Raw genomic sequence first — 22121 nt, 5'->3', positions numbered from 1 at the left:
TCCCGGAACCTGCATAGGATTCAGATCTCTCCTGCCCTACGCCGTGTCCTCTGCAGTCGCCGATTTCACTGATGCAGCTTTCGAGGCTGACGTTCTCAGCGTCAGTGGCACGGTGCTGGTTGACTTCTGGGCTCCCTGGTGCGGACCCTGCCGGCTGATGGCGCCATTGATGGACTGGGCTGCCGAGACCTACGGCGACCGTCTGACCGTGGGCAAGCTTGAGGTGGATGGCAACCCCGGAATCCGCGACTCCTATCAGGTGCAGGGAATTCCCACGCTCATGCTGTTCCGCGACGGTCAGGTCATCGCCCGACACGAAGGGGCCATCGCCAAGCCACAGCTTCAGGCTTTCCTGGATGCCAACCTCTAGGCGCCTCGCGGCCCTTGGTAACGGCACTTTCGCTCGCTGTGATCGGCAGAAGCTGGTTCATCGCGCGCTCGCGGAGAGGGGTGAGGCGCTTCCACTGATCGACCTCTCGCTGGGATCCTCGGATCTGCCCCCTCCACAACCGGTGCTGGAGGCCATGGCGGCTGCTCTGCCGTCGCCTTCAAGTTCGGCCTACTGCCTGCAGGCCGGAACAGCGCCGTTTCGCTCAGCCGTCGCCGCATGGTGCCACCGCCGTTTCGGCGTGACCGTTGATCCGGATCGCGAGGTTCAGCTGCTCATCGGTTCGCAGGAGGGAACGGCGCACCTGCCTCTTGCCGTGCTGGATCCCGGAGATGCAGCCCTGCTGCTGGATCCCTGCTACCCCTCCCACCGGGGAGGCCTGATCCTGGCCGACGCCGACATTCAAGCCCTCCCCCTCCGCGAGGCCGACGATTGGCGTCCCGATCTGGAGTCCCTCCCCGGCAGTGCCTGGGATCGCCTCCGCCTGTTCGTTCTCGGTTACCCCCACAATCCGACCGCCCGGGTTGGAGATCAGGATCTTCTCGATCAGGTGATGGCGAAGGGGGTGCGGCACGAGCTGGTGATCGCCCATGACAATCCCTATGTCGATCTGGCACTGGAGGGGGAGGCACCAAGCCTGCTGTGCAGTCCTGGCTGGCGTTCCTGGGGGATCGAATTCTTCTCGCTCTCCAAAGGCTGGGGGCTCGGGGGCTTCCGCCTCGCTTTCGCGGTCGGTGCCCCGCCCCTGATCGAGGCCCTGGGTCAGGTGAAGGCGGTGGTGGATTTCAATCAGTCCCTCGCGCTCCAGCGGGGCGGCATCACAGCGTTGACGCAATGTGCCGACTGGCCGCAGCGTTTGCGCACCACCTACCGCTCCCGACGGGACGGCGTTCTGGCCGCTCTGGCCGAACGGAAATGGGGTGTTCCCTGTCCTGAGATGGGCATGTACCTCTGGATGCCTCTGCCCTCAAGGGCATTGGAGCGCGGCTGGTCTGACGAACAGGTCGCCTCGGACCTGCTTCGTCGCAGTGGCGTGGCCCTGACGCCTGGATCCGGTTTCGGATCCCAGGGGAGCGGCTGGCTGCGTATGGCTCTGGTCAGGCCCGTCGAGGAGCTCCAGTTGGCCGTCGATCGCCTTGCGGAAGCCCTTGCCGCCCTGGACTGAACCCTCCCGGGGATGTGGAGGAGCTCTGGCCCTCTACCGGCGCAGTGCCGCTGCCGATGCCCGGCCATGGCATCTTCGCTGGGTACCGGTCTGCAGCAGCACCGAGCCGCTGCTGGGGCGCTGGCTGCGGGACGCGCCTCAGCTGGACCACCCCCGGGCCGTGATCGCTGGTCGTCAGATCAGGGCCACAGGTCAGTGGGGACGCCCATGGATGTCCCCTCGGGGTGGGCTCTGGATCAGTGCCGCGTTGCCCTGGCAGGGCAGGCCACCCGCCAGCGCGATGCTGATCGGGCTCGCCGTCGCGACGGGTCTGGCAGAGCGTCTGGAGCGGCGCGGACTGGAGGTGGCGATCAAGTGGCCCAATGATCTTCTCGTCAATGGCCGCAAGCTCGCGGGTCTGCTTCCGCGTCTGGTTCAGCGCGGCTCCACTCTTCGCCTCGTGCGCATCGGTGTCGGTCTGAATGTGGAGAACCGGATCCCCTCCCACGGAGTGGCGCTGCGTCAGGTGTTGGGACCTGCCGGGGGCTCACCATGTCTCTGGTGCGCCGAGTTGCTGCAGGTCCTGGACCGGTGCATGGAGGACTCCGTTGATCTGCGCTGGTGTGTGCCGGAGGCTGAACGGAGGCTCTGGAGTGATCGGGTGCGCGATCCGGATGATGGCCTGATCTGGTCCATCTCCGGTCTGGCCCCCAACGGGGCGTTGCGCCTGCGACGCGGCGCACAGACCAAGGACTGGACCCGTTGGTCCAGTGGTCCGGGATCACTTTCTTAAGTTGTGTTGTCGTGACCTGTAACGATCGGTGCTGCGCTGGTTCGCACTCGCCTGGTTGATCGCTCTGCCCACAGAGCTGCCAGAACCGCTTCCAACGGAGCCCGCGGCTCTGCCGGAGAGCCCGGAGGTGATCAGCGCGCAACCCCTCACTCCACCGCAGGATCTGGAACAGCTCGAGCGGAATCGGGTGATCACCAGAGAGGAGCGGGACAGCCTTGAGACCGAGACGCTCACGGTTCCTGCTGATCTTCCCCCGGTTGCGGCACCAAAGCTTGATGCCGCCTGCCGCGAAGGTGCCCTCTCCTGGAAGGAGTGCACATCAGGCTTGCTGCAGCCATCCCGATCCCGCCGGGGAACGGTGCGCGTTCGGATCAACGGACGCGAGGCGGCCAATGATGAGACAGCGTCAAGGACGGGCCGCTCGCAGCCCCCGAGCTCGACGCCGCTCACCGTCCCCGTCACGTCGCTGAACGCCGGCTCCAAGGCCTCGTTCCGCCTCGAATCGGTTTTCGCTGTGACCCCTCGCCCTTCGGCAGCCCAGGGCAATGGCGATCGCAGTCTCCTGTTTCCGGTGCTGGGTGAGGCCTTCTCCAGCAGTGGTTTCGGCTGGCGTCTGCACCCGGTGCTGGGCATCTGGCGCATGCATGCCGGTCGTGATTTCGCGGCACCGGAGGGGGCACCGGTGGTGGCGGCATTGAGCGGCTCAGTGCTCAGCAGCGGCCTGGCCGGCGGATACGGCATTGCAGTGGAACTGGAGCATTCCAATCCCCGTCGCCGGACCTTGTACGGCCATCTGTCGGAGATCTATGTCCGTCCCGGTCAGCGTGTGCGACAGGGGGAGGTGATCGGTCGTGTCGGCAGCACCGGTCTGAGCACCGGTCCCCATCTCCACTTCGAGTTGCGACAACCGTCCGGGAGCGGTTGGATCGCCGTGGATCCGACTCAGTTGGATGGCCTCCGGCCCTCCCTGGAGCCGGAAGCCCCCCGCAACGAAGACGCCGTTTCGACGTTGATGGCGCAGGTTCTGAAGACCCTGGAGCGGCCCGGCTCCGCTCTCAGCTCGTCTCGTCCCGCAGGATGAAGCCGACTCCGCGCACCGTGTGGATCAGCGTCGGTGCATCAGGCTGTTCGACCTTCTGGCGCAGGTAGCGGATGTAGACATCCAGAAGGTTGTCGTCGCCGAAGAAGTTCTCGCCCCAGACGCCACGCATGATGTCTTGCCGTTCCAGAACGGACCCGGCTCCGCGCATCAGGAAGTTCAGCAGGTCGTATTCCTTGACCGAGAGGTGAATGGCCCGATCGCCTCGGGACACATCCCGGGTGCGCGTGTTCAAGGTGAGGTCGGAAACCTGGAGGGTTTCAGCGTTCTCGGCACTGCCGCTGGCACCTGAGAAGGTTTCCGCCCGTCGGTGCATGGCCCGCAGCCGGGCCATCAGTTCGTCGATGGAGAACGGTTTGATCAGGTAATCGTCGACGCCGGCATCAAGGGCCTTCACCCGATCCGTGATTTCATCGTGGCCCGTGAGCATCAGGATCGGGATGGTGACTCCCCCGGCGCGGATGCGCTGACAGATGTCGATTCCACTGAAATCGGGAAGATTCCAATCGAGAATGATCAGATCCGGGGTGGGATCGGTGCGGCTGCGGATCAACCCCCCGGCGCCATCCTGTTCCACGTCGACGTCATAGCCCTCCACATCCAGCTCGAGTCGCAGCAGGTCGGTCAGTCGCTTTTCGTCGTCAACCACCAGGACACGCAGGCGGGTGACCGACTCGGGCGCCATGGAGTCCCCAACATTTGCGGCCACCTTAGGCATGCTCATGGATGACGTCCTGCTTCCTCCGTCACGCTCGTTCCGGACTGCAGCAGGTCCGGCAGCCGGAGAAACAGATCGGGCTTGAGGATGTACTCCTCCGCTCCGTTGTCCAGAGCGATCCTGCGTTTCTCCGCGTCGTCCAGGGCTGTCACGATCACCACCCGTGGACACCCGTCCTTGGACGGATTGATCCTGAGCCGTTGCAGACAGCTGAGGCCATCCATGCCCGGAAGCATCAGATCAAGCAGGATCAGATCGATGGGCTCATCTCCATAGGCCGCCAGGAAGTCTTCGGCACTGCTGAATCCGATCATCCGATGACCTTCATCGTGAATCTCGTCCTGCAGCAGTTGGCGGATATGAGGGTTGTCCTCCACCACAGCAATGCTTAGTTGTCGTGCCAACAGCTCGATTCCGGCCCCTTATCGATTCATTGTGATCCGTGGAGCGCTGGAGAGGAACTCAGCACCCTGCCGTCCTGGAAACGGGCCACCTGCCGGGCACGGGCCGCCACGTCATCTTCATGGGTCACCATCACGAGCGTGATTCCCTGTCGGTGCAGCTCGTCGAAAAGATCCAGCACCTCGGCGGTGGTCTGGGAGTCCAGGGCTCCGGTCGGTTCATCGGCCAGCAGCAGGGCCGGGCGATTGATGATCGCCCGGGCGATGGCGACGCGCTGTTGCTGCCCACCCGACAGTTGATTCGGTCGATTTTGCAGGCGTTGAGCGAGGCCGACCCGTTCGAGTGCTTCCTTGGCCCTCTCCCGACGTTCCTCCGCCGGCACTCCGGCGTAAATCATCGGCAGCATCACGTTGTCCATGGCGGTGGCCTGAGGCAGCAGATGGAACTGCTGGAACACGAATCCGAGGGAGCGGTTGCGTACATCCGCCAGTGCATCGTCATCGAGTTGCTCCACCGCCTGGCCGTTCAGCCGGTAACTGCCGCTGGTGGGACGATCCAGGCAGCCCAGGATGTTCATGGCGGTGCTCTTGCCGGAGCCGCTGGCTCCCATCACGGCGAGATAGTCCCCGCGGTGGACGGTGAGATCGAGCTGATCAAGGGCTCGAACCGTCAGGTCACCGGATCCATACACCTTGCTGACGTCGATCAGTTCGGCGACCGGTGACAACTCAGCCAAGACCCCTCTGACCGGCGAGGGCAATGGCGTTCTGAAGCATCGGGGTGCCGCTCACGGCCGCGTTCGCCCACTGGAAGAGGGGGTTGGAGAGAATTCCGCCGACGGCAGTGACCACGACACAGCCGATCAGAGCGGTCCGCAAGGGTTTCATCCCGAGCAGGGACCAGCGCACATCCGGGTAGGCCTGCACCACCTCGGAAGCTTCCTGAGGCTCCTTCACCACCATCATCTTGATCACCGAGATGTAGTAGTAGATCGACACCACGGACGTGACCAGGCCGACAACCACCAGCAGGTACTGGTGATCGGCCCATCCTGCGAAGAACAGATAAATCTTTCCGAAGAATCCCAGCATCGGGGGGATGCCTCCCAGGGAGAGGAGACAGAGGCTCAACCCGAGGGTGATCAGAGGATCTTTCTGGTAGAGCCCGGCGTAGTCGGAGATCCGGTCGCTGCCTGTGCGGATCGAGAACAGGATGATGCAGGCGAAAGCGCCCAGATTCATGAACAGATAGGCCGCCATGTAGAGGACCATCGCTGCGAATCCATCCTCAGTGCCGCAGACCATGCCGATCATCACGAAGCCGGCCTGGCCGATGGAGCTGTAAGCCAGCATCCGTTTCATCGAGGTCTGAGCCAGGGCGACGACGTTGCCCAGGGTCATGCTCAGCACTGCCAGCACCGTGAACAGAAGCTTCCACTGACCGTCGAAAGCTCCGAAGCAGCCCACCAGGATTCTCAGGGCGAGGGCAAAGCCAGCGGCTTTCGATCCCACGGACAGAAAGGCCACCACCGGAGTCGGCGATCCCTCATACACGTCGGGTGTCCATTGATGGAAGGGAACCGCAGCGATCTTGAAGGCCACGGTCGCCAGGACGAACACGAGAGCCAGCGCGGCCAGCGGGGTCGCGCTGGTCTGGAGGGCAATGCCGATGGCCTCCAGGCTGGTGCTGCCGCTCAGACCGTAGAGAAGCGAGGCGCCGTAAAGGAAGACGGCTGCAGCAGCGGAACCGACCAGGAGGTATTTGAGAGCCGCTTCCGAACTGCGGGCATCCCGTTTCATGTATCCGGCCAGCAGATAGCTGGCGACGGACAGCGTTTCAAGGGAAACGAAAACGCTGACGAGATCCGTGGCTCCGCAGAGCAGCATCGCTCCGAGCGTGGCCGCCAGCAGAATCGCGGCATATTCCCCGACCGGCGTGCCGCTCTGCTCGGCGTAACGCCAGCTGATCAACAGAGACAGGAGTGTCGAGAGAGCGATCACGGCCCGGAAGGCCACGGCGAGGTTGTCCGCCAGGAAGGAGCCGAGGAAGGAGCTCTCAACTGGAGCGTTCCACTGGAAAGCGAGCAGCAGCAGGGCCGTTCCCAGGCCGGCGTAACAGATCGGGGGCACCCATCGGGCCGCGGCCTGCTCTCCGGCCAGATCGACCAGCAATGTGGCGATCATCGCCAGCAGAACCGCCCCTTCCGGGAGAACGGCGGTGGCGTTCAACGACAGATTCAGCAGATCGCCCGGAGCGGCCATGGCCTGAGTGGCGAGCAGAAAGGCACCCATCTCGGGCATGGCGGGCCTGGAACCAGTGGGTTTCGGCGACTCTAGCGGCGCTACCGGGAGGCGTTCGTCATGCACATCGGTGGACGGTGCGATAAAGAAGGTGCACGGTTCAAGCCCTGTCTGTGGCGCACACCCTCGTCATCGTTGAGAGCCCCACGAAAGCCCGCACCATCCGCGGCTTTCTTCCGAAGGGGTTCAAAGTGGAGGCGTCCATGGGCCACGTGCGGGATCTGCCCAACAACGCCAGCGAGATCCCTGCATCCGCCAAAGGCCAGAAGTGGGCCAATCTCGGGGTGAACACGGAGTCGGACTTCGAGCCCCTCTACGTGGTGCCGAAGGACAAGAAAAAGGTCGTCAAGGAGCTCAAGGACGCGCTGAAGGGGGCCGAGCAGCTCCTGCTGGCGACGGACGAAGACCGCGAAGGCGAGAGCATCAGCTGGCACCTGCTCCAGCTGCTCGCTCCCAAGGTTCCCGTGAAACGCATGGTGTTTCACGAGATCACCAAGGAGGCGATCGGCAAGGCCCTCGACCAGACCAGGGATCTGGACATGGAGCTGGTGCATGCCCAGGAGACCCGGAGGATTCTCGATCGCCTCGTTGGCTACACCCTCTCTCCCCTGCTCTGGAAGAAGGTGGCCTGGGGACTGTCGGCCGGTCGTGTGCAGTCCGTGGCGGTGCGGTTGCTGGTGCAGCGGGAGCGGGCCCGCAGGGCCTTCCGCAGCGGCAGCTACTGGGATCTCAAAGCTCAGCTGGAGCAGGGGGGCAGCGGCTTTGAGGCGAAACTCACCCACCTCAGCGGCAAGAGAATCGCCACGGGGAACGACTTCGACGAGAGCACCGGTGGCCTCAAGGCCGGCTCCGATGTGCTTCTGCTGAGCGAGAAGGAGGCCCGCGCTCTGGCGGAGACGGTCCGCTCGAGTCCCTGGAGCGTGGATGCGGTCGAGGAGAAGCCCACGGTGCGCAAACCGGTGCCTCCGTTCACCACGAGCACGCTGCAGCAGGAGGCCAACCGCAAGCTGAGGCTCTCCGCACGCGAAACGATGCGCTGCGCCCAGGGGCTGTATGAGCGCGGTTTCATCACCTACATGCGCACCGACTCGGTGCATCTCTCGGATCAGGCGATCAGCGCCTCGCGAAGCTGTGTCGAGTCGCTCTATGGCAAGGAGTATCTGAGCAAGGGCCCGCGGCAGTTCAGCACCAAGGCCCGCAACGCGCAGGAGGCCCATGAGGCGATCCGTCCCTCGGGAGAAAGCTTCCGCACGCCGGGAGACACCGGTCTGGACGGGCGCGATCTGGCGGTGTACGAACTGATCTGGAAACGCACCGTGGCCAGCCAGATGGCGGAAGCCAGGCTCACGATGCTGTCGGTGGAGCTCAGTTCCGGAAAGGCCGGTTTCCGGGCCAGCGGCAAGCGCATCGACTTTCCCGGCTTCTTCCGCGCCTATGTGGAAGGCAGCGATGACCCCGATGCTGCGCTGGAAGGCCAGGAAGTGCTCCTGCCGACCCTTGCGGTGGGGGATTCGCCAACACCGAAACAGGTGGAACCGCTGGGACACCAGACCCAGCCGCCCGCTCGGTTCAGCGAAGCATCCCTGGTGAAGATGCTGGAGAAGGAGGGAATCGGCCGCCCTTCCACGTACGCCTCGATCATCGGCACGATCGTGGATCGCGGTTACGCCACGCTGCAGGGGAATGCCCTGACGCCGAGTTTCACGGCCTTTGCCGTGACCGCTCTGCTGGAGGAGCACTTCCCCGATCTGGTGGACACCAGCTTCACCGCCAGGATGGAGAACACCCTGGATGAGATCTCCCACGGCAAGGTTCAGTGGCTGCCGTACCTCGAGGGGTTCTACAAGGGCGATGAGGGACTGGAGACCCAGGTTCAGCAGCGGGAGGGAGACATCGATCCCGGTGCGTCCCGCACCGTGGACCTCGAGGGACTCTCCTGTGTGGTCCGCATCGGTCGCTTCGGGGCTTATCTGGAGTCCAAGCGCGTCAGTGAGGAGGGGGAGGAAGAGCTCATCAAGGCCACCCTGCCGCGGGAGATCACGCCGGCAGATCTGGATGAGGAACAGGCTGAACTGATCCTGAAACAGAAGGCTGATGGGCCGGAAGCGCTGGGTGAAGATCCGGAAACCGGCGATCTGGTTTACCTCCTCTTCGGTCAGTACGGCCCCTATGTGCAGCGCGGCCAGGTCAGCGACGACAACCCGAAGCCGAAGCGGGCATCCCTGCCGAAGGGCCAGAAGCCCGAGGATCTCAGCCTCGATGATGCGCTGGGTCTGCTGCGGCTCCCCAGGCTTCTGGGGGAGCATCCCGATGGCGGCAAGGTTCAGGCCGGTCTCGGTCGTTTCGGACCGTATGTGGTGTGGGACAAGGGCAAGGGTGAGAAGGACTACCGCTCCCTCAAGGGAGAGGACGATGTGCTGGCTGTGGGTCTCAGCCGGGCGATGGAGCTGCTGGCCATGCCGAAGCGTGGTCGGGGGGGGCGGACGGCCCTCAAGGACCTCGGCAAGCCCGAAGGCAGCGAGGAGACCATCCAGGTGTATGACGGCCCCTACGGTCTGTACGTGAAGCAGGGCAAGGTGAATGCCTCCCTTCCGGAGGGCAAGGGAGCGGACGATGTGACCCTGGAGGAGGCGGTGGAGCTGCTGGCGGCCAAGGCGGCAGCGAAGAAGGGCACCCGCAAGGCAGGGGCGGCCAAAGCGACGGCCAAGAAGCCGGCCGCGAAGAAACCGGCGGCCAAGAAGCCCCCCGCCACCACCAAGAGCGGTCGGCTGCGGGCCAGTGCCGTGCGGGTGATCAAACCGGGCGACAGCTGATGCTTCGCTGGCTCTGGCTGTTGCCTCTTGTGCTGTTGCAGGCCTGCGCCGGCAGTCCGCTCGCGGAACAGTTCGAGCGCAGCTTTGATCCTGAGGTGAACGGCGTCTCGCCGACGCCCCCTTCGCCCGGGTCGCGCGCGGTTGAACGCTCTTCGGATCCGGTCGAGGCCAAGGACCCGGCTCCTGCTGAGGACAACGAAGCAGACGATGCAGACAAGGCTCAGGCCAGACAGCCGGATCCCCTGCCGGAGAGTCCAGTGACAGCCGCTGAGCAGATGGAGGATCCCGTTCCGGAGGTGGTCTCCGCCGCGCCGCAGCGTCCTTCACTGCCCTACCGGGTCACGATCCGGCTGGCGGGAGCCGATCCTTCCGCTCCCGCCGAGGCGGTCACCCGTGCCCTGCGGGATGCGTCGGTGGCCTTCTCCGTCGAGAGGATCGAGGCCGTGGACGATCCGACGGTTCCCGGCGAAGGCCCATGAGCTCAGAACCGGCGCCGCTCAGCCGTCAGCAGGCCCTGCGCTTGGTGGAAGGGGCCTATCTCGCCGCCACCACGGGGCTGATCTGGCTGGCGCTCTACTACCTGCCGGTTGGTGGTGCGTTGTTCCGGCTGGCACTTCCGCTGCCCATTGCGTTGCTTCAGCTGCGGCGCGGGGGCCGATCCGGCCTCGAGGGAATGCTGCTGGCCGTGCTGCTGCTCACCGCTCTGATGGGGCCTGTGCGGGGCCCTCTGCTTCTCTTTCCCTACGGCTCCCTGGCGTTGTGGCTCGGGTGGTGCTGGTGTCGTGGTCTGAGCTGGTGGCTCAGCTGGCCTGTTGGGGTGGTGCTGGGCACGGCCGGCTTCCTGGTGCGTGTGATCGTCCTGTCGCTTCTGGTGGGGGAAAACCTCTGGGTGGTGATCACCCGAGCCGGCGCCTCGCTGCTCGACCGGCTGATCGCTGTGCTGCATCTGCCCATCACTCCGGATCTCTCAACCGTTCAGCTGATGGCCCTGGCACTGGTGGTCGTCCAGGAGGTGGTCTACGTGATCTCCCTGCATGCGCTGGCCTTCTGGATCTTCCCGAGGCTCCGCTCGCCGATCCCCGAACCACCCCGTCTCCTGCATGCGCTGGTGGCCCTTGACCCGCTCTGAAGCATTCGGGTTGCCACCTGGATGCCGGGTTCTGGGTGACTGTTGCCCGGCGGAACTCATTCATCACCATCTGCGGGTCTGGAGCGACCGGATCGGTCGGCTCGATCTGCTGCTGGTGCTGGCAGCGACATCCACGGCGGAACAGGACGGCATCTCCGCTGCTGGCGCCACCGCCGCTTCGCGGCGTCTGACGGCGGTCGCCGATGCCGAACTGCTGCTCGACGGACCGGCGGTCGCCCGCCGCTGGCCTCTGCCTCCCCTGCCCGCCGGTGTGTCGCCGGCCCTTCTGAGTCATGCGGTGCTCCCATGGGTCCCGCTGAACCCTTCGGTCGTGGCCCTGGGGCTTCCCGTGGAGCCGGATTTCCCTCATCTGCGCTTCGAGGGGGCTGCTGAAGGGCCGGCGAACTGTGTTTCCACCGGTCACGCCATGAGCGCTGATCGGGTGCAGCGGCTCTGGAGGCAGGGGAAGCGTCTGGGGCGCCGGTTGCGCCGTCCTCTGGTGCTGGCGGAATGCGTGCCGGGAGGCACCACCACGGCTCAGGCGGTGCTGACTGCCCTGGGGTTGCCGGTGAACGGACTGATCAGCGGCAGTGCGCGGCAACCGCCCCATGCGCTCAAGCGCCGGCTCGTCGCTGCCGGACTGGATCAGGCCGGCCTCGGGCCGGATCCGGCCGCGGAAGCCGTCGTCGCGGCGGTCGGTGATCCCTTCCAGGCGCTCACAGCTGGTCTGCTGGTGGGGGCGGCCGATGGCTCCCAGCCGCTTCTTCTGGCCGGCGGCAGCCAGATGGCGGCGGTGCTGGCGCTGGCCATGGCGGCGTCATCGGAGGATGGCCGTCAGCGACTGTCTGAGCGGGTGATGCTCGGCACCACGGCCTGGCTGGCAGAGGAACAGTCCCCGGGCGAAGACCGCCCGCCTCTCGATCGTCTGATCGATGCCCTGGCGGCACGGTTCCGGGTCGGCACGGTGGCCCTCTCCAGCGGTGTCCGCTTCCACAACAGCTGCCATCAGCAGTTGAGGGATTACGAGCACGGCTACGTCAAGGAGGGAGTCGGTGCGGGTGGTCTGCTGCTGCTGGCTCAGTTGCAGGGCATCAGCCCCGCGGATCTTCAGGGCAGCTGCGACCGGGCGATGCAAGCGCTGCTGGAGCCACCCGTAACGTCAGGGCCATGACACCTCACTTCACCGGCTCCACTGGTCTCAGCCGGCGGCGTCTGCTGCAGCTGTTCGGTGGTGCCGGTCTGGCGGCCCTGGCCGGTTGCGGGTCAACCTCTGCGGCGCCGAGGTTGCTGGCCGCCAAGGACGGGATTCCACGACCGTGGCGCGAGGCCCTGCCATCGCCATGGCGGTTTCTCCCCACCTCCAGCATGGATCTCTGGGCCGATGCGGAGCTGGAGCAGCCGGATCTGCTGGCGCTCAGTGATGGCTGGCTGGACAGGATTCCAGCTGATCAGCTGCAGGCTCTCGGAGCGCCTCCGCTTCAGGGGAGGCTCGATGCCAAGGCCCGTGCGTTTCTGGCGTCCCTTCCCACCCAACGGGCCGCTCAGGTTCTGCCGGCGGGAGTCAGTCCCTGGGTGATGATCGCGCGTCGCCGAGAGCCCTGGCTGGGGGCTGCCCGCCGCAGCTGGGACGTGCTGCTCGATCCGGCTCTCCAACAGCGCATCGTCTTGCCCGCCAGTCCCCGCTGGGTGATGAACCTCGCCGATCAGCTCGATGGGGATGATCCACTGCCGCGCCTGAGGCGGCAGCTGCTGACCCTGGATGACCGCCAGGCACTCAACTGGTTGCTCAAGGGGGAGGCACGGCTGGTGGTGCTGCCTCTGCAGCGCTGCATGCCTCTGCTGAGACGGGATCCACGGCTTACGGCCGTGTTGCCGCAGTCCGGAGCGCCCCTGCACTGGACACTGCTGGTTCGTCCTGCCCAGACCAGGGAGCCGTTGCCGCGCGCCTGGGTTGAGCAGGCCTGGTCCGAGCCGATGGCGAGCAGCCTGCTGCGTCAAGGCTGGCGGCCGCCGCTGAGCCGGCGGGAGCTCGAGCCTGCAGGACAGTCGATTCCAAGCCGCTGGAGACAGCTGGTGCTCCCGGATCCGGAGATCTGGTCCCGCTGCTGGTCTCTGCCGCCAGTCCCCGGGTCTGAGCGGAACCAACTGGTTCAGCGCTGGACGCAATCAGCCCCATAGGCGCCGCCGGGGAGAGGCCTTCAGGCGCCGGTGCGTGTCCTCCAGCAGATCCGGGATCGGCAGTTGATGGGGACAGCGCGGCAGACAGTCACCGCAGCGCTCGCAGGCGGAGGCATCCAGCGATTCCCACCAGTGCCCGGCGCGGGCGATCAGGTTGTAACGCTCCTGGCAGAAGCCGCTCAGGTCATGGCCGACCGCCAGGTTGCGCAATCGCAGCAGATCCGGAATCGGCACCTGCTGGGGGCAGGGCAGACAGGCGCGGCACTGGCCGCAGTGGTCGGCGCCGAGCCGCCGGAGTCTCTGGCTCTGCAGGCGCTCCAGCGCTGCCTTCTCGCCTGAGTCCAAGGGGCCGTCGGCCGCGGCGAGGGTGGCCGCCAGCTCCAGATCCCTTGCCGCTTCCGCTCCGATCGTGAGCGTTGAAACACCGGCCGCGAGCAGGAACCGGTAAGCCAGCGTCAGTGGCGGAATGGGCCGGCAGTCGTCGATCAGGGTCGGGCTCGGGGCCTGAAGCCTCCCCCCCTTGTCAGCCGGTGAGATCGCCATCACGCCGAGGCCGTGGTCGAGAGCCCACCGGGCCAAGGGGATCCGCGTTGGGTCGAGCAGGTGCAGATGCAGGCTGCAGAAGCGGAAACGTCCGGATTCGAGCGCGGCTTGGATCAGCCTCGTGTCGCCGTGGCTGCTGAAGCCGACCTGGCGTGCGAGGCCACGGTCCACGGCCCAGTCGAGCAGGGCATTGCCGTCCCCCTGGAGAGCCCACTCGAGATGCTCGGGACGGTTGATTCCATGCACCGCGAGGTTGTCGAGCTGGGGACGGTCGAGGCGCCGCAGCATCGCTTCCAGCTGCTGCTGGCCCTCCTGGAAGCTCAGGCCCGGCAGAAGTTTGCTGGTGATCACCCAGCCGCCTTCGGGCACGGTTCCGCTTCGCTTCATGGCTTCCCCCAGGAACCGTTCAGCGGGTCCGTAGGCCGGTGCGGTCTCCAGGTGATTGATTCCGGCGCTGACGGCTGCTTTCAGCACGGCCTCCATCTGTTCAATGGAGCCCAGAGCCCGCATCGTTCCGAGGGTGAACAGGCTGATGGCGCGACCGTCCCCGAAGCGCCGTCTCATTCCTCGGATGGTTCGTCCTGCTCCCCCCGCTTTCTCAGATGGCGCACCAGAGCTGCCGGACTGAGGTCGTCCACGAACCGGTTGAAGGCACTCTGATCCTCGGCATCTGCCTCGGCGTCGACGGCGATCGATGCTTCCGCCACCACCTCCTCCAGCATCCAGATGCTGCTGCCCGTGCGGACGGCCAGGGCAATCGCATCACTTGGACGCGCATCCACCTGAAGTGGGTCGTCAGGGTCGTCGTCCAGCGTCTCCTCCTGACTGGGATCCTGGTCGGAGCGCAGTTTCAGCACGGCGTGGAAGGTGCTGTCCTCAATGGCGTGAACGATCACGCGTTCCAGCTCGAGACCGCCTGCCGTCAGCAGTGATGCCATCAGGTCGTGGCTGAGGGGGCGCGGGGGCGCATCCCCCTGCAGACCCGCCATGATGTTGTGGGCTTGGGCCTGATCAATCCAGATCGGGACCTGACGGCGTCCGCTCGGATCCCGAAGAAGCACGATCGGCGTCCGACTGGACGCATCCAGGGCGATGCCGGCGACGCTCATCTCCACCATGGCGAAGTCCCCGGCTTGACCGATTATGGCCAAGGGATCCTGTTGGGCGAGCAGCCATGTTCACGGGGCTTGTTCAGGCGGTGGGTCGGATCCAGCGGCGTTCCGCTGCGGTGCTGATCGAGGGGTGCAGCGGGTTCGGTCCGCTGCAGATCGGCGACAGCGTGGCGGTTGACGGGGTCTGTCTCACCGTGGCGGAGCTCTCCGGTGATGGTTTCCGTGCCGATGTCAGCGAAGAGACACTGAGCCGCACCACTCTCGGAGCCAAGGCGGATCGGGGGGGAGCCGTGAATCTCGAGCCGGCGCTGCGCCTGACTGACCGTCTCGGGGGGCACATGGTCAGTGGTCATGTCGATGCCATCGGCACGGTGGCGTCCGTGGAGGCCTTGCCTCAATCGTGGGAACTGGCCTTGCGCTGGCAGGATCCTCGCTTCGGACGCTACGTGTGCGAGAAGGCCAGCATCGCCGTCGATGGCATCAGTCTCACCGTGGCGGACTGCTCGGAGGATGGGGTGCACTTCACCCTGGCGGTGATTCCCCACACCTGGGGGGCCACGACACTGCGGCAGCTCGCGGTCGGAGACAGGGTGAACCTGGAGGCTGATCTGCTGGCCCGTTACGCCGAAAGGCTTCTGGCGGCCGGGCCGATGGTTGCAGAGAACAGAACCCGTTCGTCAGAGCCAGAGCTCGATCGCTCCTGGCTTGACGATCACGGCTGGACCTGATCCGATCCGTCCTGCTCGAGGTCAGCGCCGTTCTGTTCAAGAGGCAGCAGCCAGATGGCACCGGAATCACGGTGCAACTCGATCTTGAATTCCTGGCCGGGTTCAAGCCCGAGACGCCGGGTGTAGGCGTGGCCGATCAGCAGATTGCCGTTGCCGTGAACTCGTGTGCGGAACTCGGCCTGGCGGCCCCGTGCTCCACCGGAATGACCGGAGCTCTTCGGCAGCGTCCAGCCCTGTTCCTCGGCTTTCGCTTCCACCAGCGCACGGCAGAAACTTTTCTGCAGAACACGTCCACTGGGACCGACGTAGCCGCATCCCAGCGCGATCTCTTTCTCTGGCCTATCGCTCAGAGATCTGGCCTTGTCGAGCAGTTCTTTGCCGACCAGCATTTCAAGCACTGATTCAATTGAATTCTGACGGTGCTTCTCAGCGCTGGCAAGGCATCAGAGCAGATACAGGATCACAAACAGGATCACCCAGATCCCGTCCACGAAGTGCCAGTACAGCTCAGCCGCCTCCAGGGGGAAATGATTTTCCGGGCTGATTCGTCCACCGTTCGCACGTGCTTGCCACCACACGATCAGAGTCATCAGAGCTCCAAGAGTCACGTGCAGGCCGTGAAATCCTGTCGCGGCAAAGAAGGTGCTCGCGTAGAGGTTGTCGGTGAGGCCGAACGGCAGGGTGAAGTACTCCACCATCTGACTCACCAGGAAGGCCAAGCCCAGCCCGGCAGTGACCAGCAGCCAGCTTCGACAACGGGCCATGGCATTCAGGCGCAGGGCCTGCCCGGCTTTGTGGAACGTGGCACTGCTGACGAGCAGCAGAACCGTGTTGAGGATCGGCAGTGGCAGCTCCAGCTCGTAGATCGCTCCGCTCGGCAGGGGATTCACGGCCTTGAACGTGAGATAGGCCGCGAAGAATCCGGCGAAGGTCATGCCATCCGCCACCAGAAAGGTCGCCAGGCCGAACATCCGGTGGTCCGCATGCTCCTCATGGCCGTGGTCCGCCTGCTCGAGGCTGCTGTTTTCACTGGGGAGGGTGGTGGTCATTTGCCGCTGCTCCAGAGGTCACGGCCGGTTGTGGCGGCCAGGTCAAGTTGCTCGGCGGGGACTCCGTAGCCGTACGGCTCCTCCACCAGGGGTGCTTCCCCGATCCAGTTCTCGACCGGTGGCGGGGAACTGGTGAGCCACTCGGGGGTGAGAGCGTTCCAGGGGTTGTCTCCGGCAACCGGACCGGCGATGGCGCTGCGGATCACATTCCAGAGGAAGGGAAGGGTGCTGATGGCCATCAACAGCGCTCCCACCGAGCTGATCTGGTTGATCAGGGTGAATTGCGGGTCATATTCGGCGACACGACGCGGCATGCCGTTGAGTCCGAGCCAGTGCTGCGGTCCGAAGCAGAGATTGAAGCCGATGAAGGTCAGTGCGCAGTGCAGGCGCCCAAGGTCTTCATTGAGCAGGCGTCCGGTGAATTTCGGATACCAGTGGTAAACGGAGGCAAAGATCACGAACACCGACCCACCGAAGACGATGTAGTGGAAGTGAGCAACCACGAAGTAGGTGTCGTGCACGTGGATGTCGAAGGGAACCTGGGCCAGGGCGACTCCGGTGATTCCGCCCAACACGAAGTTCACGATGAAGCCGCAGGAGAAAAGCATGGCGCTGTTGAGATTGATCCTTCCCCCCCACAGCGTTGCCAGCCAGTTGAAGAATTTGATGCCAGTGGGAACGGCGATGAAGGCGGTGGCGATTGTGAAGAAGAGGCGCATCCACGGTGGCGTGCCGCTTGTGAACATGTGGTGGGCCCAGACGACCAGCCCGAGGATCACAATCGCCATGATGGAGTACACCATCGTGACGTAGCCGAACAAAGGCTTTCTGGCGTGAACCGGCAGGATCTCACTCACGAGGCCGAAAGCCGGCAGGACCATGATGTAAACGGCGGGATGTGAATAGAACCAGAACAGATGCTGATAAACCACAACATTCCCCCCCAGCGTTGGATTGAAGAATCCCGTATGAGCAACGATGTCGAAGCTCAGGAGCACCAGAGTTCCTGCCAGCACAGGCGTTGAGAGAACGACCAGGATGCTGGTTCCAAGCATGGCCCAGCAGTACATCGGTAGCTGCATCAGTTTCAGCCCCGGTCGCCGCAGCTTCAGAATCGTGGCGATGAAGTTGATTCCTCCGAAGATTGAACTGCCTCCCAGAAGCAGAACGCTGAGGATCCAGATGATCTGGCCTGTTGCCGGGGTTGTGATGCTCAGCGGGGGGTAGGCGGTCCAGCCCGACTGGGCTGCTCCGGTGAGGAAGTAACTGGTGATCAGCAACAGTCCGGCTGGAGGGATGAGCCAGAAGGCCACAGCATTCAGCCGAGGGAAGGCCATGTCACGGGCCCCCACATAGAAGGGGATCAGGTAGTTACCGAAGGCACCGTTCACCACGGGAACGATCCACAGAAAGATCATCACCGTTCCGTGCAAGGTCAGCACCTGGTTGTAGACATCCCGTGCCATGAAGTCGGAGACAGGGCTGGCCAGCTCGGTTCGGATGGCACCAGCGAGGGCTCCACCGACCAGATAGAAGAGGAATCCGCACACCAGATACTGCAGGCCGATCACCTTGTGGTCGACGCTGAAGCTCAGGTAGCGGAGCCAGCCGGTTGGCTGCAGCCGTGGGGGTGAGACGAGGGTGTCCGAAGGGGTTGCAACAGTCATGTCAAGCGTTGGCAACGGGTGTGGTGACGTCGGTCTCGGGTTTGGCATTGCTGCTGAACCACTCGTCCCAGACATCGGCTTCCTCAACGACCACGGTGGAACGCATCCCTCCGTGGTACGGGCCGCACAGTTCGGCGCAGACGATCGGGTAGCGGCCGGGGCGTGTCGCGGTGAAACTGAGCTGAGTCGGCTGGCCCGGGATCACGTCCTGCTTGAGGCGGAACTCCGGAACCCAGAAGGCGTGGATGACATCCTTGGCTTCCATCCGCAGCGTCACCGGGCGACCCGCAGGCACGTGAAGTTCCCCGGAGATGATGTCTCCCTGCGGGTAGTGGAAGAGGAAGGCGAACTGCATCGCCGTCACGTCGATGGGAAGCGCGGCTGGTGCCGTCGCCGCGTCTTCGATGGAGCCGGAACTGATCCCACCCCAGATGCGCTCCTCGCCGGCTGCGGCACCGGATGTGGCCATGTGGTCGTGGGCGAGCGGGACCATGCCGCCCATCCGGTCATAGATGTCGTAGCTGTACAGGCCGACGAAGAGAACGACGATGGCAGGAACTGCAGTCCAGAAGATTTCCAGCGGCAGGTTGCCTTCCATGGCAATGCCATCCCCCAGTTGTCCAGGACGACGCCTGAAGCGAATCAGACTGAACACCAGAAGTCCGACGATCCCGATAAACAGGATGGCTCCAATCGTGAATAAAACCTGAAAAAGTTCGTCGTAGATCGGAGCGTTTGCGCTCGCTTCAACGGGCAGGAGATTGAAGCTCTGTCCGATCCATAGCCCTGTGAGGACAAGGATCATGCCGATCACAAGAGTGACGATGGCGGAAGGGATCTGCACCCACGTGGACCCTGACTCCATTCAGCGTATGGAGGTGGACCGGTATCTCCATGGATGGATTGTTAAGCGTGGGTGAAAATTGTTCAATGGCACACGTGAACGAAAGGTTTGGGTCATTTCGTGTCAGCAAAAGTGGATCGATGAAGGGCTGGGATGTTGTAGTCGTCCACAAGACGTGACGCCCTTCAACAGATCGCTACGGTCCGTATGTGTCCTCGGTGATTGTTTCGGATGGAGGTTCATCGGTGACTCTTTCCTGCATGTCTCCGATCCGTCGGCGTCTCGGATTTCTGGCGGCTCATCTCGTCGTCGCCCTTGTCGCTCTCGTCGTCATCGGTGGAGCAACGCGGGTGATGGAGGCAGGGCTGGCTTGTCCGGACTGGCCTCTGTGCTTCGGCACGCTCCTCCCCGGGCGCCAGATGAATCTCCAGGTTTTTCTGGAATGGTTCCATCGCCTTGACGCCTTCGTTGTCGGCGTCGCCCTGCTTGTGATGGCAGTCGTCGCCTTCCTGAGGAGGCGTCTTCTCCCGGGATGGCTCCCATCATTGGCGATCGTCCTGGTGCTCCTGGTGGCGCTCCAGGGTGGGCTCGGCGCGCTCACCGTGCTGGACCTGCTTCCGTCCGGCATCGTCACGGCTCACCTGGCGATGGCCCTCACCCTGGTGGCTCTGCTGAGCGGTCTCACCCAGAGACTTCTCCATCCAGGTGGCGAGGCTGCTCCCGTCTGGTGGACTCCACTGGCCGGACTGGCCCTGCTGGCAGTGGTGGCGCAATCCCTGCTGGGGGCTCTGATGGCCACCTCCTGGGCCGCTCAGCGTTGCCTGGCCGCCGGGGACGGCTGCCGCTGGCTGATCCTCCACCGCAATGCCGCCGCACCCGCTGCCGGACTGGTGCTGTTGTTCGTGTGCTCAGCGCTTCTGGCCGGTGGCTGGAGCCGCCGGCAATGGCCCTATCTGATTCCTGTGGCGATTCTTGTCACCTGTCAGGTGGGTCTTGGAGTCGGGACGCTGCGGCTGGGCCTGTCCCAGCCGTTGGTCACCGTGGCCCATCAGCTCGTGGCTGCCCTGCTGGTGGCACTGCTCGCCTCGCTTCTGGTGCGTCGTCCTGACGTGCCGTTCTCCCCCATGCCCGTCGTCCTCGACGAGTCCTCTCTGGAGCCCTGTCATGGCTAGTTCAGTGACCGCATCGACTCCCACGCGTGAGGAGGTGGTTCCGTCCAGGAAACGGATCAAGCTTCCGCCCTGGTTGGAGGTGGCCAAGCCCCGCCTGATTCCTCTGCTCCTCGCCACCACCCTCGGGGGGATGGCGCTCACCGAGGGCTGGCCGCTCTCCTCCCCCCGTCTCGTCTGCACCCTGGGAGGGGGCGCGCTGGCTGCCGCCGCCGCCGGCGTTCTCAACTGCCTCTGGGAGCAGGACCTGGATGGACGCATGAAGCGCACCAGCGGCCGGGCCTTGCCGTCGGGGAGGCTTTCGCCCACCAGCGCCTTCATCGGTGCCATCGCCTGCACCCTGGCGGCGGCGATGCTGCTGGTGAGCGGCGTCAATTGTCTGGCAGCCGGGCTGAGCCTGCTCGGTCTCTGCAGCTATGTGCTCCTATACACCGCTCTGCTCAAGCCCCGCACGACCCAGAACATCGTGATCGGCGGCGTCGCTGGAGCCATCCCGCCTCTGGTGGGTGCGGCCGCGGCCACCGGCCACATCGGTCTGGGGGGCTGGTGGCTATTCGCTCTGGTCATGGTCTGGACCCCGGCCCATTTCTGGGCTCTCGCTCTGCTGCTGAGAGAGGACTACAGAGCTGTCGGCATTCCCATGCTGCCTGTGGTGAAAGGCCCGGTGGTGACGGCTCGTGCCATCCGTCGTTACGGCTGGGCGACCGTGGCCCTCAGCAGCGCGGGGGCTCTGGTGCTGCCGACCGGTGGGATTTTCTACGGCCTGATGCTGCTGCCCTTCAACGGTCGACTGCTGCAGATGGTGCGGCGTCTGGCCCAGGACCCCGACAGCCTCACCGGCGCCAAGGGGCTGTTCCGTTGGTCGATCCTCTATCTGTTCGGAATCTGTCTGCTGCTTGTTCTCAGCCGCACCGGTCTTGCCTCGGGATTCGATCAGCAGGTCCGGGCTCTGCTGCTGCAGATCCAGGCCATCTGAGCTCTCCCTAGATTCAGCTCCGGGGTTGTGTCCAGTGCTCAGGTGGTGGAATGGCATTGATTGAACTGCGACAGCTTCACAAGGCCTACGGAGCTGTTCAGGCCCTCCGGGATTTCTCTCTGTCGGTGCCGGAAGCCTGCCTGTTCGGTCTGCTCGGACCCAACGGAGCCGGCAAGACCACGGCGATGCGGATTCTGGCCACCCTGCTCGGGCCCGATCGGGGGTCGGTGGAGGTGGCCGGTGTTGATGCCCTGGCGGATCCCCGGGCGGTCCGTCGTCTGCTCGGTTACGTGGCCCAGGAGGTGGCGATCGACAAGATCCTCACGGGCCGGGAACTGCTCCAGCTTCAGGGAGACCTGTATCACCTGGGTCGTTCGGATCGCAACCAGCGGATTGACGACCTGATCGACCGTCTGGCCATGGCGGAGTGGATTGATCGCCGATGCGGCACGTACTCCGGAGGGATGCGGCGGCGGCTCGATCTCGCCGCCGGTCTGCTGCATCGTCCGAGGCTGCTGGTGCTTGATGAGCCGACCGTCGGTCTCGACATCGAGAGCCGTTCGGCAATCTGGGAGCTGCTGCGCCAGCTGGTTGAGGCTGGAACCAGCGTGCTTCTGAGCAGCCACTACCTGGAGGAGGTGGAAGCTCTGGCCGATCGAATGGCCATCATCGATGCCGGAACGGTGATCGCCGAAGGCGTGCCGGAGGAGCTGAAGCGGCGCCTGGGAGGGGACCGCCTGACGCTGAGGGTTCGCGAGTTCAGCGATCCGCAGGAGGCTGACCGGGTGCGTGCCTTGCTGGAGCCCCTGGAGGGCGTGCGGCAGGTGGTGGTGAATCGAGCACAGGGCTTCTCTCTGAATCTCGTGATCGAGGGCGAGCCGGTGGTGGAGCGTCTCCGGGATCGACTGGCCGGAGCGGGAGTTCCGGTGTTCGCGCTGGCCCAGAGCCGCCCCAGCCTGGATGACGTCTACCTTCAGGCAACAGGACGCACCCTGATGGATGCCGAGCTGGCCGTGGCCGGTCAGCGCGATGTCAAGCAGGAACGTCGAAAGTCCATGTGATGCGCTGA

The 22121-nt window shown here is 64.6% G+C and carries 23 protein-coding genes; 13 read left to right on the top strand and 10 right to left on the bottom strand.

What is annotated here, in order from left to right; translation table 11 throughout:
* Window positions 1–43 precede the first annotated feature (43 nt).
* From trxA to ACJ0G7_RS04290, 4 genes are read left to right on the top strand one after another with little or no spacing between them, the layout of a single operon-like run.
* Window positions 44–370: a thioredoxin gene (trxA, locus tag ACJ0G7_RS04305; protein ID WP_043695358.1), complete on the top strand. Its 327-nt coding sequence runs from the start codon at window positions 44–46 to the stop codon at window positions 368–370.
* On the top strand, window positions 357–1553 hold the full coding sequence (locus tag ACJ0G7_RS04300; RefSeq protein WP_043695360.1) for an aminotransferase class I/II-fold pyridoxal phosphate-dependent enzyme: 1197 nt from the start codon (window positions 357–359) through the stop codon (window positions 1551–1553). The genes trxA and ACJ0G7_RS04300 overlap by 14 nt, the downstream gene beginning before the upstream one ends.
* Window positions 1537–2325: a biotin--[acetyl-CoA-carboxylase] ligase gene (locus ACJ0G7_RS04295; RefSeq protein WP_407395269.1), complete on the top strand. Its 789-nt coding sequence runs from the start codon at window positions 1537–1539 to the stop codon at window positions 2323–2325. Before ACJ0G7_RS04300 ends, ACJ0G7_RS04295 begins: the two co-directional genes overlap by 17 nt.
* A gap of 28 nt (window positions 2326–2353) precedes the next feature.
* Window positions 2354–3406 (top strand): M23 family metallopeptidase, encoded by a 1053-nt coding sequence (locus tag ACJ0G7_RS04290; RefSeq protein ID WP_043695362.1) that lies wholly within the window; start codon window positions 2354–2356, stop codon window positions 3404–3406.
* Here ACJ0G7_RS04290 and ACJ0G7_RS04285 read toward each other — a convergent pair.
* The 4 genes from ACJ0G7_RS04285 to ACJ0G7_RS04270 are packed head-to-tail and all read right to left on the bottom strand — an operon-like array spanning window position 3381 to window position 6844.
* Window positions 3381–4109, bottom strand: a complete 729-nt coding sequence (locus tag ACJ0G7_RS04285; RefSeq protein ID WP_407395268.1) for a response regulator transcription factor — start codon at window positions 4107–4109, stop codon at window positions 3381–3383. The two genes, ACJ0G7_RS04290 and ACJ0G7_RS04285, sit on opposite strands and share 26 nt — an antisense overlap.
* Window positions 4110–4144: 35 nt before the next feature.
* Window positions 4145–4546 (bottom strand): PleD family two-component system response regulator, encoded by a 402-nt coding sequence (locus tag ACJ0G7_RS04280; RefSeq protein WP_253912757.1) that lies wholly within the window; start codon window positions 4544–4546, stop codon window positions 4145–4147.
* Between the two features lie 26 nt (window positions 4547–4572).
* Entirely contained in the window at window positions 4573–5280 is a 708-nt protein-coding gene (locus ACJ0G7_RS04275) for an ABC transporter ATP-binding protein (protein ID WP_043695369.1), read from the bottom strand.
* Window positions 5273–6844, bottom strand: coding sequence for an NAD(P)H-quinone oxidoreductase subunit N (locus ACJ0G7_RS04270; protein WP_043695371.1), 1572 nt, complete (start codon window positions 6842–6844; stop codon window positions 5273–5275). Before ACJ0G7_RS04270 ends, ACJ0G7_RS04275 begins: the two co-directional genes overlap by 8 nt.
* A 113-nt stretch (window positions 6845–6957) precedes the next feature.
* On the opposite strand from ACJ0G7_RS04270, the gene topA reads away from it, so the two are divergent.
* Genes topA through ACJ0G7_RS04245 form a run of 5 tightly spaced genes read left to right on the top strand, consistent with a single transcriptional unit; the run spans window position 6958 to window position 12964 of the window.
* Window positions 6958–9657, top strand: coding sequence for a type I DNA topoisomerase (topA, locus tag ACJ0G7_RS04265; RefSeq protein WP_043695374.1), 2700 nt, complete (start codon window positions 6958–6960; stop codon window positions 9655–9657).
* Window positions 9657–10136, top strand: coding sequence for a hypothetical protein (locus ACJ0G7_RS04260; RefSeq protein ID WP_407395267.1), 480 nt, complete (start codon window positions 9657–9659; stop codon window positions 10134–10136). The genes topA and ACJ0G7_RS04260 overlap by 1 nt, the downstream gene beginning before the upstream one ends.
* Window positions 10133–10786: a DUF2232 domain-containing protein gene (locus tag ACJ0G7_RS04255; protein ID WP_043697402.1), complete on the top strand. Its 654-nt coding sequence runs from the start codon at window positions 10133–10135 to the stop codon at window positions 10784–10786. The genes ACJ0G7_RS04260 and ACJ0G7_RS04255 overlap by 4 nt, the downstream gene beginning before the upstream one ends.
* Window positions 10758–11957, top strand: coding sequence for a nicotinate-nucleotide--dimethylbenzimidazole phosphoribosyltransferase (locus ACJ0G7_RS04250; RefSeq protein ID WP_043695380.1), 1200 nt, complete (start codon window positions 10758–10760; stop codon window positions 11955–11957). The genes ACJ0G7_RS04255 and ACJ0G7_RS04250 overlap by 29 nt, the downstream gene beginning before the upstream one ends.
* Entirely contained in the window at window positions 11954–12964 is a 1011-nt protein-coding gene (locus tag ACJ0G7_RS04245; protein WP_407395266.1) for an ABC transporter substrate-binding protein, read from the top strand. The genes ACJ0G7_RS04250 and ACJ0G7_RS04245 overlap by 4 nt, the downstream gene beginning before the upstream one ends.
* Here the strand turns inward: ACJ0G7_RS04245 and ACJ0G7_RS04240 are convergent.
* Window positions 12953–14071: an aldo/keto reductase gene (locus ACJ0G7_RS04240; RefSeq protein WP_407395265.1), complete on the bottom strand. Its 1119-nt coding sequence runs from the start codon at window positions 14069–14071 to the stop codon at window positions 12953–12955. The genes ACJ0G7_RS04245 and ACJ0G7_RS04240 overlap by 12 nt on opposite strands.
* Window positions 14068–14625, bottom strand: coding sequence for a bifunctional nuclease family protein (locus ACJ0G7_RS04235; protein ID WP_043695387.1), 558 nt, complete (start codon window positions 14623–14625; stop codon window positions 14068–14070). Before ACJ0G7_RS04235 ends, ACJ0G7_RS04240 begins: the two co-directional genes overlap by 4 nt.
* Before the next feature lie 56 nt (window positions 14626–14681).
* Between ACJ0G7_RS04235 and ACJ0G7_RS04230 the strand changes: the two genes are divergently transcribed.
* Window positions 14682–15347 (top strand): riboflavin synthase, encoded by a 666-nt coding sequence (locus tag ACJ0G7_RS04230; RefSeq protein WP_043695389.1) that lies wholly within the window; start codon window positions 14682–14684, stop codon window positions 15345–15347.
* On the opposite strand, the gene ACJ0G7_RS04225 is transcribed toward ACJ0G7_RS04230, so the two are convergent.
* From ACJ0G7_RS04225 to ACJ0G7_RS04210, 4 genes are read right to left on the bottom strand one after another with little or no spacing between them, the layout of a single operon-like run.
* Complete coding sequence (locus ACJ0G7_RS04225) at window positions 15332–15736, bottom strand: AbrB family transcriptional regulator (protein ID WP_052378245.1); 405 nt, start codon at window positions 15734–15736, stop codon at window positions 15332–15334. The genes ACJ0G7_RS04230 and ACJ0G7_RS04225 overlap by 16 nt on opposite strands.
* A gap of 54 nt (window positions 15737–15790) precedes the next feature.
* Window positions 15791–16396: a cytochrome c oxidase subunit 3 gene (locus ACJ0G7_RS04220; protein ID WP_043695392.1), complete on the bottom strand. Its 606-nt coding sequence runs from the start codon at window positions 16394–16396 to the stop codon at window positions 15791–15793.
* A complete protein-coding gene (ctaD, locus tag ACJ0G7_RS04215; RefSeq protein WP_043695395.1) occupies window positions 16393–18063 on the bottom strand; it encodes a cytochrome c oxidase subunit I in 1671 nt (556 codons plus the stop codon). Before ctaD ends, ACJ0G7_RS04220 begins: the two co-directional genes overlap by 4 nt.
* Before the next feature lies 1 nt (window position 18064).
* Window positions 18065–18907, bottom strand: a complete 843-nt coding sequence (locus tag ACJ0G7_RS04210) for a cytochrome c oxidase subunit II (RefSeq protein ID WP_407395264.1) — start codon at window positions 18905–18907, stop codon at window positions 18065–18067.
* Between the two features lie 260 nt (window positions 18908–19167).
* Between ACJ0G7_RS04210 and ACJ0G7_RS04205 the strand changes: the two genes are divergently transcribed.
* From ACJ0G7_RS04205 to ACJ0G7_RS04195, 3 genes are read left to right on the top strand one after another with little or no spacing between them, the layout of a single operon-like run.
* Complete coding sequence (locus ACJ0G7_RS04205) at window positions 19168–20079, top strand: heme A synthase (RefSeq protein WP_156957185.1); 912 nt, start codon at window positions 19168–19170, stop codon at window positions 20077–20079.
* Window positions 20072–21052 (top strand): heme o synthase, encoded by a 981-nt coding sequence (locus ACJ0G7_RS04200; RefSeq protein WP_043695402.1) that lies wholly within the window; start codon window positions 20072–20074, stop codon window positions 21050–21052. Before ACJ0G7_RS04205 ends, ACJ0G7_RS04200 begins: the two co-directional genes overlap by 8 nt.
* A 50-nt stretch (window positions 21053–21102) precedes the next feature.
* Complete coding sequence (locus ACJ0G7_RS04195) at window positions 21103–22113, top strand: ATP-binding cassette domain-containing protein (protein ID WP_043695405.1); 1011 nt, start codon at window positions 21103–21105, stop codon at window positions 22111–22113.
* Window positions 22114–22121: the final 8 nt, after the last annotated feature.

It is taken from the genome of Parasynechococcus sp., assembly GCF_045559935.1.
Lineage (GTDB): Bacteria > Cyanobacteriota > Cyanobacteriia > PCC-6307 > Cyanobiaceae > Parasynechococcus.
The sequence above is the reverse complement of the archived record's forward strand: the minus strand, read 5'-3'. Positions and strand labels throughout refer to the sequence as shown.